The 18,153-nt window shown below is 48.1% G+C and carries 15 protein-coding genes; 9 read left to right on the top strand and 6 right to left on the bottom strand.

Annotation, left to right across the window (positions count from 1 at the left end):
- The 3 genes from QWY30_RS12915 to QWY30_RS12905 form a co-directional block, all read right to left on the bottom strand.
- Positions 1–4,357, bottom strand: a 4,357-nt coding sequence (locus QWY30_RS12915) for a non-ribosomal peptide synthetase (protein WP_290241645.1), incomplete at its 3' end; no start/stop codon positions are given.
- Positions 4,358–4,654: 297 nt separating this feature from the next.
- The gene (locus tag QWY30_RS12910; protein WP_290241644.1) at positions 4,655–4,894 is read right to left on the bottom strand and encodes a hypothetical protein; all 240 of its coding nucleotides are present in this window, start codon (positions 4,892–4,894) and stop codon (positions 4,655–4,657) included.
- 191 nt (positions 4,895–5,085) lie between these two features.
- Positions 5,086–5,880 carry a bestrophin-like domain gene (locus QWY30_RS12905; RefSeq protein ID WP_290241643.1) on the bottom strand — a complete coding sequence of 265 codons (795 nt, stop codon included), beginning with the start codon at positions 5,878–5,880 and terminating at the stop codon, positions 5,086–5,088.
- Between the two features lie 132 nt (positions 5,881–6,012).
- On the opposite strand from QWY30_RS12905, the gene QWY30_RS12900 reads away from it, so the two are divergent.
- From QWY30_RS12900 to QWY30_RS12880, 5 genes are all read left to right on the top strand, one after another.
- Positions 6,013–6,417, top strand: a complete 405-nt coding sequence (locus tag QWY30_RS12900; RefSeq protein ID WP_290241641.1) for a hypothetical protein — start codon at positions 6,013–6,015, stop codon at positions 6,415–6,417.
- A gap of 113 nt (positions 6,418–6,530) precedes the next feature.
- Positions 6,531–7,118 (top strand): LpxL/LpxP family acyltransferase, encoded by a 588-nt coding sequence (locus QWY30_RS12895; RefSeq protein ID WP_353958809.1) that lies wholly within the window; start codon positions 6,531–6,533, stop codon positions 7,116–7,118.
- A gap of 27 nt (positions 7,119–7,145) precedes the next feature.
- Positions 7,146–7,748, top strand: a complete 603-nt coding sequence (locus QWY30_RS12890; RefSeq protein WP_290241638.1) for a MarC family protein — start codon at positions 7,146–7,148, stop codon at positions 7,746–7,748.
- Between the two features lie 198 nt (positions 7,749–7,946).
- Positions 7,947–8,426 carry a hypothetical protein gene (locus tag QWY30_RS12885; RefSeq protein WP_290241637.1) on the top strand — a complete coding sequence of 160 codons (480 nt, stop codon included), beginning with the start codon at positions 7,947–7,949 and terminating at the stop codon, positions 8,424–8,426.
- A gap of 36 nt (positions 8,427–8,462) precedes the next feature.
- On the top strand, positions 8,463–9,533 hold the full coding sequence (locus tag QWY30_RS12880) for a linear amide C-N hydrolase (protein ID WP_353958808.1): 1,071 nt from the start codon (positions 8,463–8,465) through the stop codon (positions 9,531–9,533).
- Between the two features lie 16 nt (positions 9,534–9,549).
- Here the strand turns inward: QWY30_RS12880 and QWY30_RS12875 are convergent, their stop codons facing one another.
- Positions 9,550–10,689: a hypothetical protein gene (locus tag QWY30_RS12875; protein WP_290241635.1), complete on the bottom strand. Its 1,140-nt coding sequence runs from the start codon at positions 10,687–10,689 to the stop codon at positions 9,550–9,552.
- A gap of 91 nt (positions 10,690–10,780) precedes the next feature.
- Between QWY30_RS12875 and pap the strand changes: the two genes are divergently transcribed.
- On the top strand, positions 10,781–12,256 hold the full coding sequence (pap, locus tag QWY30_RS12870) for a polyphosphate:AMP phosphotransferase (protein WP_353958807.1): 1,476 nt from the start codon (positions 10,781–10,783) through the stop codon (positions 12,254–12,256).
- 39 nt (positions 12,257–12,295) lie between these two features.
- The gene (locus tag QWY30_RS12865; RefSeq protein WP_290241634.1) at positions 12,296–12,676 is read left to right on the top strand and encodes a YkvA family protein; all 381 of its coding nucleotides are present in this window, start codon (positions 12,296–12,298) and stop codon (positions 12,674–12,676) included.
- Here the strand turns inward: QWY30_RS12865 and QWY30_RS12860 are convergent.
- Complete coding sequence (locus tag QWY30_RS12860; protein WP_290241633.1) at positions 12,666–13,445, bottom strand: hypothetical protein; 780 nt, start codon at positions 13,443–13,445, stop codon at positions 12,666–12,668. The genes QWY30_RS12865 and QWY30_RS12860 overlap by 11 nt on opposite strands.
- Positions 13,446–13,622: 177 nt before the next feature.
- On the opposite strand from QWY30_RS12860, the gene QWY30_RS12855 reads away from it, so the two are divergent.
- On the top strand, positions 13,623–14,591 hold the full coding sequence (locus tag QWY30_RS12855) for a Bug family tripartite tricarboxylate transporter substrate binding protein (protein ID WP_290241632.1): 969 nt from the start codon (positions 13,623–13,625) through the stop codon (positions 14,589–14,591).
- 72 nt (positions 14,592–14,663) lie between these two features.
- Here the strand turns inward: QWY30_RS12855 and QWY30_RS12850 are convergent, their stop codons facing one another.
- Entirely contained in the window at positions 14,664–17,462 is a 2,799-nt protein-coding gene (locus tag QWY30_RS12850) for an EAL domain-containing protein (RefSeq protein WP_290241629.1), read from the bottom strand.
- Between the two features lie 74 nt (positions 17,463–17,536).
- Between QWY30_RS12850 and QWY30_RS12845 the strand changes: the two genes are divergently transcribed.
- A complete protein-coding gene (locus QWY30_RS12845) occupies positions 17,537–18,130 on the top strand; it encodes a response regulator (protein ID WP_290241628.1) in 594 nt (197 codons plus the stop codon).
- The last annotated feature ends 23 nt before the right edge of the window (positions 18,131–18,153 follow it).

The following is an 18,153-nucleotide window of genomic DNA, read 5'->3' as shown; positions in this document are numbered from 1 at the left end:
CGATATAGAGCTCGCCCACCACACCGTCAGGCACCAGCTCCAGCGCGCTATCCAGCACATACGTGCTCGTGTTGGCGATCGGGTACCCGATCGGCACCGTGCTCGACTCGCCAGCCGACTGCGCATCAAGCGGCGCGCTCATCGTGCCGCACACCGTCACCTCGGTCGGGCCGTACGCGTTGATCATGCGCGTCTGAGACGCAAAACGCTGCACCAAGGCAGGCGGGCACGCCTCGCCCGCTACCACCAAAGTCTGCAGACCCTCGAGCTCCTCGGCTGACACCTCGCCCAATAACGCGGGAGGCAGCGTCGCGTGCGTGATCCGGTATTGCGCCAGAAAATCCCTGAGCGACTCACGCGTAGTGACCGCTTGCTCGGGGGCAATCAGCACCAGTGTTGCACCAGATACGAAAGCTGAAAACATCTCGAACACGCAGGCATCGAACGCAAACGATGCGTACTGCAAGTAACGACTACCGGGACCGATATGATGCTCGCGCTGCATATCCGACACCATGTTTCCGATACCCTGATGCGAGACGCCCACGCCCTTGGGCATGCCGGTGCTACCCGAGGTGTAGATCACATAGGCCAGGTGTTCGGGCAGCAGCGGCGCGGTGCGGTCCCGATCACAAGGAGCAGTTTGCTTATATCCACGAAGAGAATCTTGAAAATTCAGGTCATCCAGGTGCACTACTAGAAGCGATTGATACGACGGCGTATTCGAACTGTTCGGATGACTTGAGTTAAAAGAAGATGAAAGTTTATTTAGATGCTTTTTTGCAGATAAAAGTAGATATGCCCGACTATTTTCAAGCATGAAAGATAAACGTTCAGCTGGATAGATCGGATCGAGTGGTAAATACGCCCCGCCCGCCTTCAGCACGGCTAACACGCTCACGATCATCTCAAGCGATCGATCTAACAAAACACCCACGATTGAATCTGGACCTACACCCTGACTGATTAAGTAATGCGCGAGTTGATTCGAGCGACGATCAAGCTCAGAATAGCTCACCCGATCACCACCAATCACCAAAGCTGGCGAGTCAGGGAATTGATCTACTTGGACCTTAAATAGCCCGGGCAAGGTCAGCAATCTCTCATCTAAAGCGATTCTTTTGCCCGTAGCAGACGATATCAACGACTCTTTTGAAGACGCATTGACCAACGGTAATGTGCAAATAGCCTCATTTGGTGCCCTGACTAAAGCATCCAGAAATGCATGAAATGCGACACGCCAACGCTCAACCGAAGTTGCATCAAAGAGATCTGCGTCATATTCAAAACCACCTTTCAGAAACCCCCTTGACTCCATCACAATGTACAAAGCCAAATCGCATTTTGCTTCGGATGGCAAGACAAAATCGATCTCTGTTTCTAGCTCAACAAGACGGAATGCCTTCGTTTCATCCTCATCCATCGCGAACGTGAAAGCAGCTTGAAAAACCGGGGTTTGGGCCAATGAACGTACAACACCCAAGCCATCGACCAGTCGCTCAAACGGCAAGTCTTGATCGATCAGCGCCTCTTCTACGCTCTTCTTGGCGCGCGCAATCAGCTCAATGCCATCACAGGTCGCATCGATCGATACCGGGATCGCCAATGTATTGACCAGAAATCCAATCAGTGACTCTGTTTCAATGTGAGTGCGTCCCGATGATGCTGAACCAATCACAACCGTACTCTGATTGGCGATTCGGGCCAGCGTCGCACCATACGCGCCTAACAACAATGCAAAAAGGGTTGCACCCTGACGTACCGCCAACGCGCTCAGCGCTTGCGTCAACTCAACCGATAACTCAAACGATAGATACCCCGCGCGCCGCGCACGAGTTGCTTGCCTGGGGTGATCCAACGGCAGTGAAAGACTTTCCGGCGCATCGGCCAATCTGGCCTTTGCGCGTGCGATCTTCTGCTCTAAATTCCCTTCCAGAGTCTGCTGCTGCCAAGCGGCCCAATCACTGTACTGAATCGGTAACGGTGCCCAATCGGGTTGCGCGCCACGCAGCAAGCTCCCATAGGCCTGGCTCAACTCGCGCGCAAACACCACCGCCGACTCCCCATCGCTCGCCTGGTGGTGAAACGTGAGCAACAGCACATTCTCCTGTGCATCGACTCTGACCACACACGCGCGAAGTGAATAATCATTGGCGAGATCAAACGGTCGATCCACCTCGTCGCGGATGCACTGCGACAACGCGAGCTCACGAGACTCTGCATCCAGCGTGCGAAGATCGACCTGCCTGCATATTGATTCTGCTGCAGGAACTGCGAGGACTGAACCTTGATACTCTCCATTCTCATGGAGTCTGATCACTGTGCGTAAAGACTCATGACGATCTAAAAGCAACACCAAGGCCTGAGCGAGCACCTCGATATTGAGAGAGCCCCTCAAACGAAGCGCCTGCGGAATGTTGTAGGTCGCCGAGGGACCTTGCAGCTGGTCAAGCGCGAACAGTCTACGCTGACCATAAGAAAGTATCACGGCGCCGTCACTTAACCGTCCGATACCTGGAGTGAGTTGAGGTCCGGAATGAACCTTTAACTGATCAATGAATATTGCCAGTGCCGCCGGAGTCGGAGACTCAAACAACACGCGCAATGGCAATTCACAAGCGGTAAGCTGACGCACGCGGGCAATCAGCCGCATCGCAAGCAGCGAATGCCCGCCGATCGCAAAGAAACTGTCATCCAGGCCCACGCGGCTCGCGCCCGTCACCTCGGCGAACAATCCGCACAACAGGATCTCGTGCTCGCTGACTGGCGCACGGTACGTACTCTGATCGGCGCCAAAGTCCGGATCGGGCAACGCCTTGCGATCGAGCTTGCCATTGGGCGTGAGCGGTAAACTCTCCAATTGCACAAAGGCCGCAGGCACCATGTAGCCGGGCAACGTGCGCGACAACATGCTCCTGATCTGACCATCGCCGGGCAGCTCCGCGGCTGCACCGTTCTGCGTGCGTGCCACCAAATATGCCACCAGATATTTATCACTCGAGTTGTGCGCGCTCATACGCTCGCGAGCAATCACCGCCACGTCGGATACATCTCCATCAAGCGCTCGTTGAATCGTCGCTTCGATTTCTCCCAGCTCGATCCTATATCCGCGAATCTTGACTTGGTTATCCGCTCTACCGATAAACTCAATACATCCATCCGGTCTTCGACGCGCCAAGTCCCCTGTGCGGTACATGCGACTCCCAGGCATGAACGGATTGGCGACAAAACGCTCTGCGGTCAGGCCGCTTCGATTGTGATAACCGCGAGCCAATGCGGTTCCAGCGATGTAAAGCTCGCCGACTTCACCATCCTCAACAAAATCAAACGATTCATCAAGAACGTAAATCGAATAATTGTTGAGTGGCTTGCCGATCGGAACAATAGCCGGTGCCGAGTGAATGTCGGCATCCTCAATTTTTACTGGATAAGCACTAGCCCACACTGTAGCTTCGGTCGGCCCGTATAAATTTGTAATTGATTGGGCCGGGAGTATTTGTGCCGCCAATGACTGCGGTAAACCCTCTCCACCTATCAATATTCTGATGTCAGGCAGGTTCAAGTAAGAAGATAATATTCTCCAGAGAGAAGGAGTTGCTTGAACAATACTGACTTTATGCTGATCAATTAACTGTGCCAACTGAAAAGGATCTTTCTGCTGGCGCCTATTTGCCAGTACCGTCGTGGCACCATGAATAAACGGCAAATAAATCTCCAACACCGCCATATCGAAAGCGACGGTAGTCACTGCTAGCAGAGCGTCGCCTGATTGGATAGATACGGTTGCAGATATTGAATGCAGAAAAGTATTGAGTGCCCGATGAGTGATGGCAGTTCCCTTGGCTTTTCCGGTCGATCCCGATGTGTAGATCAGATAGACTAAGTGATCTTGTCTCAGTGGTGAAAGTCGTTCCCTATCCAGGATAGTGGTTTCGCTAAAAGACTCAACGCTTTCAATGACTTTTAGATCGCTCGGATTGATGACTGTTAAACCATCTGGCAACAATTCAGAAAAGTCATGGGCAATCACGAGATCTGCGCCACAATCCTCAAACATGAAAGCCAAACGCTCAGCCGGATAGATAGGATCGAGCGGAAGGTACGCTCCACCAGCCTTCAGGACAGCAAGAATACTAATGAAAAGTTCAGCCGAGCGATCAAGCAATATAGGGACGATTCTGTCAGCTCCCACCCCCCGAGCGATCAAGTAGCGGGCAAGTTGATTGGATCGTTTATCTAATTCGCCATAGCTTATGAATTGATTTTCAAAAATCAGCGCGATTGCGTTGGGATTTTTTTTGACCTGGATCTCAAAAAGAGCGGCAAAACTAGGGTATTCCTGCATCAATTCTGCCATTGGGTTCCTAACCAGAAGGAGATTAGAGTCAGCTAAATAGAGACCGTTGTTTTTGTGGGTTGTTGATTCTATGAGGATCCATGAATACGTGACAATGGCACGCCTTCAGGATTGACAGGAATTGCGAGGGAATGACTAGAGGATTGCCGGTGAATTGCTCAATGAACAATCCATGAATGAGGATTAATCATGCTGATGCGCTTTAACTATCATTGACCTTACATTAGCTAGCGCGATTATTAATATGATTGTGTAGTATTGATGATTTAGAGATCCTGCCGGACTAAGGGACAACACTCAAATAATCAATTTTATGTTTAATTCTCTGATACGCTGATCCAAGTAGTAGCCGCCATATTCTGTATAGTGCAGAAATTTTCTCTTGCAACCCATGCATTCACGCACATCCGAACGATTATAGGGATGGTGTTGAATGGAAATGGGAGCATTTTCAGACCAAAGATGAGTACCTTGTGGATGATATTCATCCCAGCATTCTGGGGCGTTTTCATCAACAAGAGTTCCAAGCACTTTCATTTTACTGAGATCAAAATAGCCAGGAACTGAGACCCATCCCGGACACGAGAGCGAAGAGCATTCCGGGCAAGTCTCAGATATGTTGGAGGACGCTGCAATCTGTAGCAACTGATTTCTATTTAATTGTTTAATCACTTTAGCGGGCTCTCAATAGAGTGATAGATTATTCAGTCACAGTTATCTGATATGAGCTATTTAATGGATTGCAAATGCTCGATCACATCAACCAGAGGTTGATTAGAAATACCATTACTGCCCCCGTAAGGTCGATCCAGAATAATATTGAGCGCCATGATGATGCACAACGTTACGATCTGAAGAGAGCAGTTAATCACCCGGATTTTGCCTGGCGTATAAAATGACAGCGCAGACAAAATAATCGTAAACAATAATCCAAGATGCATGACCATCCAAAATAATGGGGGTAGCAAGGACTGGCTATTTGAAATACGCGTCTCTCTGGATTCGGTCATTTGCGAAGAGGATTTCACGATATCTAAATACGCCGCAATCTCCGACTGAGCTTTACGATCAACGGCCAAAATGCAGCTGTCGAATTGAGTCAACAATTTTGATGTAACAGTACTACCATTCTGATATTGAAGCTGAGGCCACTCATCGTTCACGATTGATTGGGTGTAGCTCAGCAGATCCTTTCTGCAGGATTTGATCTTTTCCTCGCCAGAAGCGATCAGTAATTTATCCAGATTTCTAATTTGTGCAGCCTCGACACTCACCTGACTTTGATAAGAGTCGACGGTTTGATTTGTCAGCGCTAAAACGAAGGCTAATACGATGCCTGTCAGCGCCGCCGCGGACGCGATGCCTCCAGCAGCCATATTTTCATCGCGATCCTCCAATTTCCAATGCGGTGCATATTTTTGAAAAAGTCGATGAAACACCCATAATAAGAACAACGCTGGTATGGGGTATAGAAGAACGAATAGCCATTGCGGGAGCAAATCGATCAATGATAGAATTTTCACGAGATATTTCTCTTTAGCCTATATCAGGGTTTTGTCGAGCATTCTAACTCCAACAAACATAGCAGACATCTTGGTTATTAATCTTTCACTGATTCATATCCAATCTCGAGCTAAACCTTTCATGACACAAAAATGACTTCAAATCAAAACAACGTACCCACTAAGCCCGTTGGTTTTTTTAGTGTTGGCAAGGGTGATCTGAATATCAAGTTCTTTTTTACAATGCTGCGTAACTATATTGCCTCTGCCACATTAATGGGCGTGGGCGATATTTACATTCAGACAGAAGGTCTACATATTTTCGACAAAATTGTTGTCTATGAGTGGGTGAATAAACTTCTGGGTGGAAGCATCATGTTCACCGGCTTCATGCTGTGCATGATTAATGTCTACCAGAGTTATTTGGTTTTGAAGGAGATGAACTTTAATCGTGTCATTTCTTTCTTCGTAGTAGGCTATTTATCCATTGCTGGATTAATCGTGATCATTGGCGTAGAAAGACGATTGTTGCAAGCGCTTCAACTCGTACTGAAGTAACTTGATCTTCATGGTACTTGCCTGCAACTAAACTATGCGACCTTTGGGGGCCAGTTCATTCATCAATGCTAAATAAGCTGGGTCCTGCGTGCGTGACCGTCTAGTTCAGGCTTTTGGCCTGCTTGCCGTTGACCTTACTTCAAATCTTACTCGGCCCGCATGTAGGAAATTTCGAATCTCTTGGGGCTATTTACACTAGCAGGTTTCCTGCTACTGTATTGTTTCGTCCACCCAGGATGAAATGGTTACAAGACTGGATTATTAAAACGAGAGCCAGAAAAAATCTCACGATGGCGCCCGCCAATCACGTCGGTGTGAGAAGCTTACTCAAAGCACTCAAACGCGGACAGACAATCGGCATCTTGCCAGATCAAGTTCCAGTTCATGGTGAAGGCGTCTGGGTACCCTTTTTTGGTAAATCCGCCTACACCACTACTCTTGTGCAAAGATTGCAGAGCATCACAGGCGCACCCATCTATGTGGTGGCCGCTCAACGCAACGGTATCGGCAGAGGCTATACCGTCAGATATCAGGCGATGCGCAAACCCTTGTCAGATGATATTGAAATTGCTGCCGCTCAACTGAATCAGGCAATGGAAGACATGATCAAGCGAATGCCTACCCAATATCTTTGGGGCTACAACCGGTATCGGACTCCCCGCATTAAGCCTGGTACAAGTGACACTCAATCCAAAGGCTAGTCAGATAATGTCTGCTAGTATGGAGTCATGGAATATACGTTTACCTCTGCGTTGATACTCTTGTTACTGATCACTGACCCGATCGGAAACATTCCTATCTTTATTAATAGTTTGCGTAACGTTCCTGCGCACAGACGCGTTCGCATTATTTTGCGTGAAGTTTTTATCGCTTTCTGCTTGCTGTTCACATTCATGTTTTTAGGCAAGCAGTTTCTGGAGCTTGTTAACCTCAGCGATCTTTCATTACAAATTGCGGGCGCAGTCGTATTATTTTTAATCGCATTGCGCATGATATTTCCCTCCGCGCATAGCGAGACAGTTGCAGGATCTCCTGATGATGAACCCTTCATTGTTCCGCTGGCCATCCCCGCGCTAGCAGGTCCTTCAGCGATGGCAACAGTCATGCTTTTAGTCAGTCAGGCTCCGGATCGCAGACTCGATTGGATCATGGCACTGGTTGTGACCATGATTGTGTGTGCCATTGTTTTAGTTCTCGCTGATCGCATTCAACGTATACTCGGTGATCGGGTGGTGATGGCTGTTGAAAAATTAATGGGCTTGATCCTAGTGGCCATTGCTGTGGAAATGTTCTTGCGTGGAATCAAGACCTTTGTCACGCAAATCAGTTGATGTTCTTCGCTACAGTTTTAAATAACTGACACATTCCAGAATCACGGCTATTAATTTGCGTCAACGATGAGCCGAATGAAATTCCGCTCATCAATAACGACAAATAACGACATCTCGCCATTCAAATACATGTCATAAATTTTGTGACCTAGAATCTATGGTGTCACTGTTGACACATCGATTACTGAGAAACTCGTCATGAAAAAAAATACGTTTTATGCAGCTATTGCATGTTTAGCAATTGCGCTCGCTTCAACCGCTCAAGCCAAACAAACGTTCAGCATTGTCCAAAGCAAACCTGAAATCCAGCATATCGATATCGGTACCCCCGGTATGTCGATTGGTGACTTGCTTGCTTTTGAGGCGCCTTTCACAACAAAAGATGGAAAAAAGGGCAGAATGTACGGCATGATCACTCTCGTTTCACTTCCTACCGGCGCCCATGATCCATTCCTTGACAGAATCAGTACGATCGTTTTAGATTTCGGCGGCAGCGACTCCTTGGTCATCAATGGCAAGTCCGTATACGGTGAATATCACGGTGAAATGAAAGAAAATGCACCTCAAGTTCGCGCAATCACTGGCGGTACAGGCAAATTTATTGGTGCGAGAGGCCAGATTTCAACATCACGTCACGCCGCGGGGACTTATGAACATGTCATTGAGTTGCTTGATTAATCACTGACTATCCACCACTCACTGTTCGAGAAAATTATGGCCAAAGGCATGCACATCAAAATCTGGTTTGTTCTCATTTCATTCCTGGGCGCCTCGATCGCGCAAGCTTGCACCTCAATCGTCTTGAACAGTACTGATCGTGGTCGCGTGTATGCGCGTACCATGGAATTTGGTATCCCGTTGAAGTCGGCGGTCCTCATCACGCCAAGAGGTTATGCGTTTCAAGGAGTCGGTATTGATGGAGTGCCTGGATCCGGTAAGAACTGGACATCCAAATATGCAGTGATCGGAGCCAATGCTTTTAGTTTGCCTATATTTGTAGATGGCATGAACGAAGCGGGTCTTGCTGGAGGATTACTCAATGCCCCTAATACGGCGCAATATCAAAATCCTACTCAAGCGGAATCCGCTAACAGCATCGCCTCTCAGCAACTTCTTATCTATGCCCTCACTAACTTCGCCAGCATTGCCGAAGTCAAAGAGGCGCTTCCAAAAATGTTTGTCAACAGCTCCCCACTTAAAGAATGGGGTGGTGTAGCAAAGTCACGTATGACGCTGCATGACACATCAGGTGCAAGTCTGGTCGTTGAATATCTTGATGGCAAACTTGTCATGACAGACAATGTCATCGGGACCATGACAAATGATCCGGCGTTTTCATGGCACTTACAGAATATTGGTAATTATGCGAATTTGAGTGGCACTGATAAAAAGCCGATGACGTTCAATGGTCAAAAATTTATGGCTGCAAGTTCAGGCAACGGTCTGCATGGCCTGCCTGGTAGCTTTTTAAGTCCCGATCGTTTTATACGCGCATCGACTCTGGTCATGAACACACCGCCCGCGACAACAGATATCCAAGAGCGCAGAGCGTGGCACATCATGAATAACTTTGACATCCCCTTTGGCGCGATCCATCTTGATAGCTCAAGCGGCTATGGTGGTGGCGTAAATTCCTACGAGTACACGGAATGGACTGTTGTCGCGAATCTTAAAACAAAAACCTACAATATCCGTTCATTTGAAAATCCTGGGGTACTGACAATTGGTTTTACAGAGGCCGATATGAATAGTAAAAATCCAAGATCCATTCCACTGCTGAAATAATAAGAGCTGAAAAAATCTATCGTAAAAATAAATAAGGTAAAGATTTTTCAGCGGTAAACATACAGCGGGCATCATGTCCACAGGCAGGGACCATGATGGCCGCATGATTGCTTTGATAAGTTTCATTCACGAATCGTACATAAGCGAAACCGCGCGCCAAGCGTGTGGGCCCTTGAGCCATTGCTGCACAAGAACTGTCAAAGCCATACAGAGGCAAGATGTCTAGCTCGCCTAGCAGGAATGTGACCGGACGCGTGGCGAGATTCTTTTTTAAGACATCATTGGGCATAGAGGCCACAGCTCCAACCTTATTTTCAATACCGTATGGCCAGCTATTGAAGCTCGCACAACCTTTCGCGTCATTAAAGGTAGCAAATGGCGGCGGAGGCGGGCTAGGTGCCACAGGAACATAACCTGGCGCCAACGCGCTGATCGTTGCAGGAGTCGCAGACCTTGTTGGTCGCAACACATCAGTATAAGTATAGGAAGAAGGGTTGCTGACGATATAAGTCAACTGAATGTTTTTTTCATTTTTTAATTTCTCATGAATGTCATTAGCCATCTGATAGCGACTGACATATTGTCCGCCTGCAGAATGTCCGGCAATCACGATCGAGCGCAAGTTTGGAAAATTCTTTCGATCAGACAAGAGCGTCAGTATCGAGTCCATAAAATCAAAAGAATGAACTTTTTTCTCTGATGGGGTCGCTTGTTCCCCACCACTTCGCCAACTTTCCGGACCTAGGCATATCCAACCCACTTCATTGACGTCGAGTTTGTCACGACAATTTCTCCCCTCATTTGAAGCAAACCGAGGTGATAGTATTAATGTCTCTTTTAATGCATCAGATAAGAACCCTCCCGCAAGCGCATGCCGAAAATATCCGTCTGCATTGCGCCCCTGACCATGAATCACGATCACGGCGCGCTGTATGGCCTCCTGAGGCTCAGTTAAAGCATGCGTGCGGTACACCAGACCTCGTTGAGGGCCCTCTCCCATTGACACCCATTCGGTGCATCGCTTGTCGGCAGATAGACAAAGCTCAGCAGACTGGGCCTGTAAACCAATAAGAAACATGGTTAGCACAGCAAAAAATGAGCGAAAAAATATGGTCATGGCTGTATCAATATTATTTTGACAAGACTGATCGTACACGTGCATCTCACAAGTTTCTATCTTTTAGTACGAATATTGACTGAGATTGAATAGAATAAGATGGAGACGAGACTGTTTTCAAGGAAGCGATATGAGCAGCATGTTTGATGAAGCGGAAAAAGATCCTCAGCTATCCGATGAAGAATTTTCTCGCCTTGAGGAGCCCCTTCGTATTCATTTGCTGAACGAACAATATCGGCATCTGAAAATCAAAGACAGAGCGCTCATGATCGTTGTGGCCGGAATCGATGGTGCCGGAAAAGGTGAGACCGTCAATCTGCTCAATGAGTGGCTCGATCCAAGACACGTGAGAACGCTTGCTTTTGATGATCCGACCAAAGAAGAAAAATCATACCCCTTGGTGCGAAGATTTTGGCTGGGACTTCCTCCCAAGGGATCCGTGGGCATCATGTTTGGAGCTGGATACAAAGCCCTTTTAGATGAGGCTGCGAAAAAGGATTTAAATCCAGACAAGCTTGAGTCCCTCATTGTCGCCGTCAGAAAGTTTGAGGATACGCTTGTCGCTAACGACGTACAAATTATCAAACTTTGGTTTCATTTGTCACGTGATGCTCAACGGGCTCGCACCGCCCTACTTCTCGCGAACCCCTCCACAGCCTGGCAAGTGGGGAAGAAGGATGACAAAGTCTATAAACACTTTGATCGTGTCAGACAAGCAGCACAGCGTGTGATTGAAGCGACGGATGCCTCTCATGCTCCATGGACAATCATTCCGAGTGCGAACAAAAATATGCGTATATTCAGAACGGCTGAGGCTGTTCTGAATGCATTCACACAGCGTGCCATCAAGGTTCCACCCGCACACGATCCAGCCGCACCTCTCAAACGCACAAAATCCAGCCACCGTCTTGACAAGCTTGACTATGGCGCGAGTGTAAGCAAAGAGAATTACGAGCAGGAACTCATGCAGTGGCAGAACAGACTGGCCACCGCAGTCAGATCAAAAAAATTCAAGAAGAAATCTCTAGTGCTTGTATTCGAGGGACAAGATGCTGCTGGTAAGGGCGGGGCAATTAGACGCGTCACCCACGCGTTGGATGCACGACAATATCGGACAGTTTCTGTCGCCGCACCCAGACCCTTTGAAATGGATCGACCTTATCTCTGGCGCTTTTGGCGAAACGTTCCCGGACGCGGCCGAATCGCAATCTTTGATCGTTCCTGGTATGGACGTGTTTTGGTCGAACGCGTCGAGGGCTATGCCAAACGAGCAGCATGGCAGCGTGCGTATCAAGAAATTAATGAATTTGAGAAACAGCTCACGCATCGTGGTGCGATCGTACTGAAATTTTGGCTCGCCGTGACGCCTGATGAGCAATTAAAGCGATTTAGAGCACGAGAGCATTCGCCATACAAAAACTTTAAAATCACCCCTGAAGACTGGCGCAACAGACGCAAATGGCCCGCCTATGCAAAGGCTGCCGAAGAGATGTTCATGCAGACAGATATGCCCGAATCACCGTGGCATATCTTATCCGCGAACGACAAACGCCATGCACGGCTTGAGGTCATCAAATTGATCACGAAGGCTGTAGAGCAATCTTAGGCGCGAGATTGTTATCTGAAATTGAAGGCTATTTTAAAAATGAAAATTTTTAAAAAACTCAAAGCACTAGCCGTCTCGCTCAATCAAGATGTGCTGATGCTTTGGTTCGCCATCAAAAATCCGAATACACCTCTTGCACCAAAACTCATCAGTGGATTAGCGGTTGCATATGCCTTGAGTCCGATCGACCTGATTCCAGACTTTATTCCTGTCCTGGGTTATGTCGATGAGCTTATTATTTTGCCCGCCCTGATCTGGCTTGCGATCCGCTTCATACCCGAAGCGATCATCAAACAGTCGCGTGAAGATGCACAAAGATGGCGTATGCAAAGCAGTCAAAAACTTCTAGGCTACCTTGGTGCAGCCATCATCGTTTTAGTCTGGGTACTAATCGTAGTTTGGATCTCGATCAAAATCTGAATGTCGCGGCAATCGCTGCGCCAAACATATTCAAGTCGACTGTATTTTGATTCGGCTTGAATTGGTAGTAGACATTTTTAGCGACCAGAGAAACATCACCCCAATCGAAAGCGCGGCCAACACCCAGATAGGCCTGACTCGTAAAGCTTGATGACTGACCGGCTCCAACATCCACATAAAAGGGAACAAAGTACTTTGAGTTCTCAAAGTTATAACGACCCTTTACGCCAGCGATACCGGCAGCGAGCTGTAGATGACTGCTTTCGGATAAAGAAGGTCCCCCCTGAGCGAAGGAGATCGTCGTATTCGCGTTTTGCCACATGACTCTTGCGCCAATCAATCCATCGAGCTGAAGGGAGGGAGTGCTGTGGAGGTTATAGGTTGGTGCGAGCGTCAACATCGTCATCGTCAGATTGGTATTGGCATTCAAATCCGCACGACCTACGACACGAGAGGCTGTTTTACCCAAATCGCCGTACATACCGTCAAGATAAATACCAAAACGACCACTACGTGCCTCGGCCACCAACATTGCCGCCATGTTCAAATCTGATAAAACATTGCCAGGCGTCAGTTTGACTTGACCCAAGCTATTTCCATTGTGAGAAACGGAGCCTGTGATACCCATGCCCCAAACATAAGGCGTCACGCTGAATCGCCATGGATCAGTAGCTGCCACTGTTGACGCCACATTCGAAGGAGCAGGCTGTGCATAGGTAGTCGAAGTTATGAATAAGGCGCAGATTAAGGCTGCAAAGCGACACTTCATCTTGGGCTCCAGTGGGCAAATAGCATGACGTTGAAAATAGCAAGCTAAACAGCCGATAATCATACTAGATTTGACCAATATCGCGATCCGTCAGACATTTTTACTAGTACCATCGCAACCACAAAGCTTCTTTCGTTTAAGATCAAGCCAGACAAAAATTACCCAAGGAGACCCTGTATGAAGTCCATTATTCAAGCAAGTATTTTGAGCCTGTTCGCGCTCTCTGTCGCGCCGGTCGCGCAAGCCGCATGGCCCGACAAACCGATCAAACTCATCGTCCCAGCCGCTCCCGGCGGAACAACCGACATCACGGCCCGGCTACTCAGCGAAAAAATTGGTGCTGAACTCGGCACGACGGTGGTTGTGGAAAATCGCGCAGGTGCTGCCGGCATTATTGGTTCCCAGGCTCTCATTCAAGCACCTCCGGATGGTTACACCATTGGCTTTGGCAATATTGGACCAAATGGCATCAATTACAGCCTGTACAAAAAGCTGCCCTATAAACACACAGACTTCAGTCCTATCACCTTGGTGATTTCGGTACCAAACGTACTGGTTGTCAACAGCAAGTCACCTTACAAAACCGTGAAGGAACTCGTAGACGCCATCAAGAGCGACCCTAAAGGCAATTTCACCTTTGCCTCGTCGGGCACTGGACAGTCGCCCCATATGTCTGCAGAAATGTTTGCGCAGCGCACGGGGACGAACCTGACACACGTTCCATTCAAGGGCATGGGTCCTGCGGTTGCAGCCTTATTGGGTGGGCAGGTGACGTTTGCGATTGATAACTTGCCCAGCTCGATCGGCTTTATCCGCTCAGGTCAGTTTCGTGCGCTTGCAGTAACAGGCGCAGAGCGCTCACCACAACTGCCTGACGTCCCAACTATGGCCGAGGCAGGAATCAAAGACATGGTCGTCACTGCTTGGTTTGGTTTTGTTGCTCCTGCTGGCACACCACCGGACATTATCAACAAGATTCAACAAGCCACCAAAAAAGTATTGGAAACTCCAGAAATCCAAAAACGCTTTGCGGAAATGGGCGGAGTCCCTGGGGGCAATACTCCAGCGGAGTTTGGCGCTTTCATGGATAAAGAACGCGAAAGCTGGAGAAAAATCGTTGAGGCCGCCAAGCTTCAAATGGAATAATTTGTAGTCTTGTCACCATTATCATGCCCTGCATTGATCTCAATCAGGGCATTTTATTTTTCTACGATGACCTTAAACACTGATTTTCCCGAGTTGTCCCATCATTTTTTTGAATACATCTTCAGGGATCGGACCACTGAATAAGTACCCTTGGTAACTGTGACAACCGATGCCTGCTAAAACGTGTCTCTGCTCCTCTGTTTCGACACCTTCCGCGATCACACTCAAACCCATGCTTTCAGCCAGCGCGACAACCATCTTGGCAATCGCGTAGTCGTTCGGATCAATCAAAATATCCCTGACGAAACTCCGATCAATCTTAAGTTGATCCAATGGCAATAGTTTTAAATAAGCCAGCGCCGAATATCCTGTCCCAAAGTCATCGAGCGCGAATGAGACACCTAACGCTTTGAGGGTATTCATCTTGTCTTGCAAATCCGCCGCATTTGAAATCAGAATACTCTCTGTTAACTCCAGTTTCAGTTTGTCGGCACGCGCGCCTGTTCTTGCAAGCGTGAGTTTGACTTGCTCGACAAAATCGTCCTGATGGAACTGACGAACACTCACATTGACCGCAATGACCAAGTGAGACATTACAGGATCGTTTTCCCACCGTGCGATTTGCGCACACGCAGCCTCCAGCACCCATTGTCCGAGAGGAATGATGAGTCCGGTTTCCTCAGCGATCGGGATAAATACTGAAGGCGGAATGGCTCCGCTTTTAGGATCATTCCAACGCACCAAGGCTTCTGCCCCAATGACACTATTCACATCTGAAATCTGAGGTTGATAATGCAACTCAAGTTGATTGGATTCAATCGCCATGACCAGACTCTCCTCCATGGAGACTCTGGCATTGAGTGAGACTTGCATACCAGGTTCAAAAATTCTCAGAGTATTTCGTCCTGCAATCTTGGCATGATCCATGGCCAGATCTGCTCGTCTGAGTGGCTCTCGCGCATTTTCATGATCTACGCCAATGAATGTGATTCCGATACTCGCTGTTCGATGATGCTCCGAACCACTCAGTAAATATGGCTTGCGAAGAATGATTTGTATTTTTTGACACTCGGCGAGTACTTTGAGTTGTGCGCTATCTTTTTGCACACCGATATCATTCATGAGAATTGCAAACTCATCTCCACCGATACGTGCGAGCGTATCACCCGGGCGTGTGCATTCCTGCAGTCTTTTCGCCATCTCCTTTAAAAGCAAATCTCCCTCGTCGTGGCCCAGTGTATCGTTGATGGTTTTAAATCCATCGATATCAATCAAAACAAGCGCCCCAAGGTTCTTGTTGATCTGACTCGCTGTAATCGATCGCTGAAGTCTTTCAATAAACATGCGCCGGTTAGGCAAGCCGGTTAACGTATCAAAGAATGACAAATTGTGTATCAGCTCCAACGACATATTGCGCTCGGTGAGGTCTCGCGTTGTTGTCAGAATACAGGGGGCACCCTCCAGGACAATCAATTGGGCCAATACAACACCCGCCCATACTCGACCATCCTTGCTAATAAATTCGGCCTCCATTTCAGCGCACTCGCCACGCTCCTTGATCGCACGCACCAGTTTTTGACGCTCGTGCGGCCATTTCCACAAGTTGAGTTCCTCTGCGGTTCTGCCAACGATTTCTTGACGACTCCATCCTGATTTCAGGATGAAACCATCATTCACTTCTATGAAACGATGGTCATCGAGTCGCGTGATACTGAGTGCGTCAGGACTTGTCCTGAATGCGATCCTGAATCGCTCCTCGCTCTGCTGGAGGGTCTGGATTGCGCGCTCACGTGCATCCAGCATTTCATTTAATCTTGATGCGATTTGATGAATTTCTCTTGGTCCCGCTGGCTTGACTCTGGCTTGGATATCACCGGCTGTGACGCGTGCAAGTGTCTCTGAGACAGCCTCCACTGGACGTGTAATCAGTCTTGTGACTCGCAAAGTCACATATGTCAGGATGAGCAGCATCAAAAACAAGAAAAGTATTCTTCTCCATGCGAAATGGATGGTTGGATCCAAAAGTGTTTCAATATCTATTGATACAAAGAGACTCCAATCGGAGTTCTTGATGGGACCCAGACTGACGAAGCGCTCGCCTCCCTCATTGTCTGTCATTCTGAACGCGCCCTCTTTGATTGCCAAAGCCTTCGCCAAAGCTTCTTTGGTAATGGTCTTACCAATTTTGCCTGTCTGATTTTCAGAAATCGCAACGATTGTGCCTGCGTGATTCACGATGCTGCTGACCGTACCTTTGGGTGTGTTCAGGGCTGAAGCAAAGGGCTGAAATCTTTGCAAATCAATGATCAATCCAACAACACCTTTCAGCTCTCCGTTTTCATCCAAAATGGGATGAGCAAATGTTGAAATCCATTTCCCCGAGGTGCCCACTTGCTGTGGTTGTCCTAAGGTAAATTCCTTTGTCAGCCCGACCTGAGTGAAAAATTGCTGATGATCACCTGCCTCGTTTGCGATTTTTCGGAGTTCCATCGAGCTGCAAACAATCTTTCCGGCCTGATCCAAAATCACCAAATTTGCCGATGTGGGCTGCAAATCTCTTAGCTCTCCTAGTAACGTATCGCAGCGCCCTGCTTCTGAACTCCGCACGGCGGGGTGATTCGCTAGTTTTGCTAATAAAACCCGCGATTGTTCGATAAATTTATTGGTTTCAGCGATAGAAAATATCCGGATGACCTTGGCAGATTGAGTAATTTCCTCCATCTCGGCCTGATACTGTCTATAAGTCATATAAGTCAGGGCAACAGTGAGAAACACCAAATACACCGCGACCAGACACAGGAGAGCCGACCGAATGCGATAGCCCGCTGTGTTTTGCTTGAAGAGCCTGCGTGGTAATGTAAGAACAGACATTGAGCCAACTATTTGCTTTTAGCTGAAGATACAATAATAGCTCAAACCGATAAATTCGATTAAATCGATTATATATGTCCGAAAAACTAAAAAACAAAGACTACTTCACACCGAATGAAGTGGCGCAATGGATGATGGTTTCCCCAGTCACTGTTCGCGGTTGGGCGCAACGAGATCTATTGCAAGCCGAGGTCACCCCGGGAGGACACCGCCGCTTCCGGCGTGAAGAGGTCGAGCGCTTTGCAAGACAATGGAATCCGAACGGTAACAAAGGGCCATTGAGAGTACTCATCGTCGATGACGATCAGGGAGTGGTTGGTTTTCTGAAGGAACTGCTCGAGGGCCATCACCCGCCAATCACCGTTGAAACAGCCAATGATGGTTTTGACGCAGGTCGCAAAATCTACTCTTTCCAACCTGACGTTGTCCTGCTCGATCTCAAAATGCCTGGATTGAGCGGTACTGATGTCTGCAAAAAAATCAAAGATCATCCCGGGCACGCCAATATCAGAGTGATCGGGATGAGTGGATATCTGTCGCCAGAAAGCGAAGCAGAGCTCATCGCCGCCGGCGCAGAATGCTGTATGACCAAGCCAATCGATGTTGAGCGCTTGTTAGCGCAAATCGACTCGCGTACTTCTTCCGTAAATGTGAAAAGCGATGATTGACCGGGAGATATGAAAAAGCCTGG

Origin of the sequence: Zwartia panacis (assembly GCF_030410395.1) — a bacterium.
Taxonomy (GTDB): domain Bacteria; phylum Pseudomonadota; class Gammaproteobacteria; order Burkholderiales; family Burkholderiaceae_B; genus Zwartia; species Zwartia panacis.
This window is presented reverse-complemented; position numbering and strand designations above follow the sequence as displayed.

Coding starts and splice junctions, on each gene's coding strand:
- QWY30_RS12855 (WP_290241632.1), top strand. CDS start 13,623: ATGAAGTCCATTATTCAAGCAAGTATTTTGAGCCTGTTCGCGCTCTCT.
- QWY30_RS12850 (WP_290241629.1), bottom strand. CDS start 17,462: ATGTCTGTTCTTACATTACCACGCAGGCTCTTCAAGCAAAACACAGCG.
- QWY30_RS12890 (WP_290241638.1), top strand. CDS start 7,146: ATGGAATATACGTTTACCTCTGCGTTGATACTCTTGTTACTGATCACT.
- QWY30_RS12860 (WP_290241633.1), bottom strand. CDS start 13,445: ATGAAGTGTCGCTTTGCAGCCTTAATCTGCGCCTTATTCATAACTTCG.
- QWY30_RS12865 (WP_290241634.1), top strand. CDS start 12,296: ATGAAAATTTTTAAAAAACTCAAAGCACTAGCCGTCTCGCTCAATCAA.
- QWY30_RS12880 (WP_353958808.1), top strand. CDS start 8,463: ATGGCCAAAGGCATGCACATCAAAATCTGGTTTGTTCTCATTTCATTC.
- QWY30_RS12885 (WP_290241637.1), top strand. CDS start 7,947: ATGAAAAAAAATACGTTTTATGCAGCTATTGCATGTTTAGCAATTGCG.
- pap (WP_353958807.1), top strand. CDS start 10,781: ATGAGCAGCATGTTTGATGAAGCGGAAAAAGATCCTCAGCTATCCGAT.
- QWY30_RS12845 (WP_290241628.1), top strand. CDS start 17,537: ATGTCCGAAAAACTAAAAAACAAAGACTACTTCACACCGAATGAAGTG.
- QWY30_RS12910 (WP_290241644.1), bottom strand. CDS start 4,894: ATGAAAGTGCTTGGAACTCTTGTTGATGAAAACGCCCCAGAATGCTGG.
- QWY30_RS12900 (WP_290241641.1), top strand. CDS start 6,013: ATGACTTCAAATCAAAACAACGTACCCACTAAGCCCGTTGGTTTTTTT.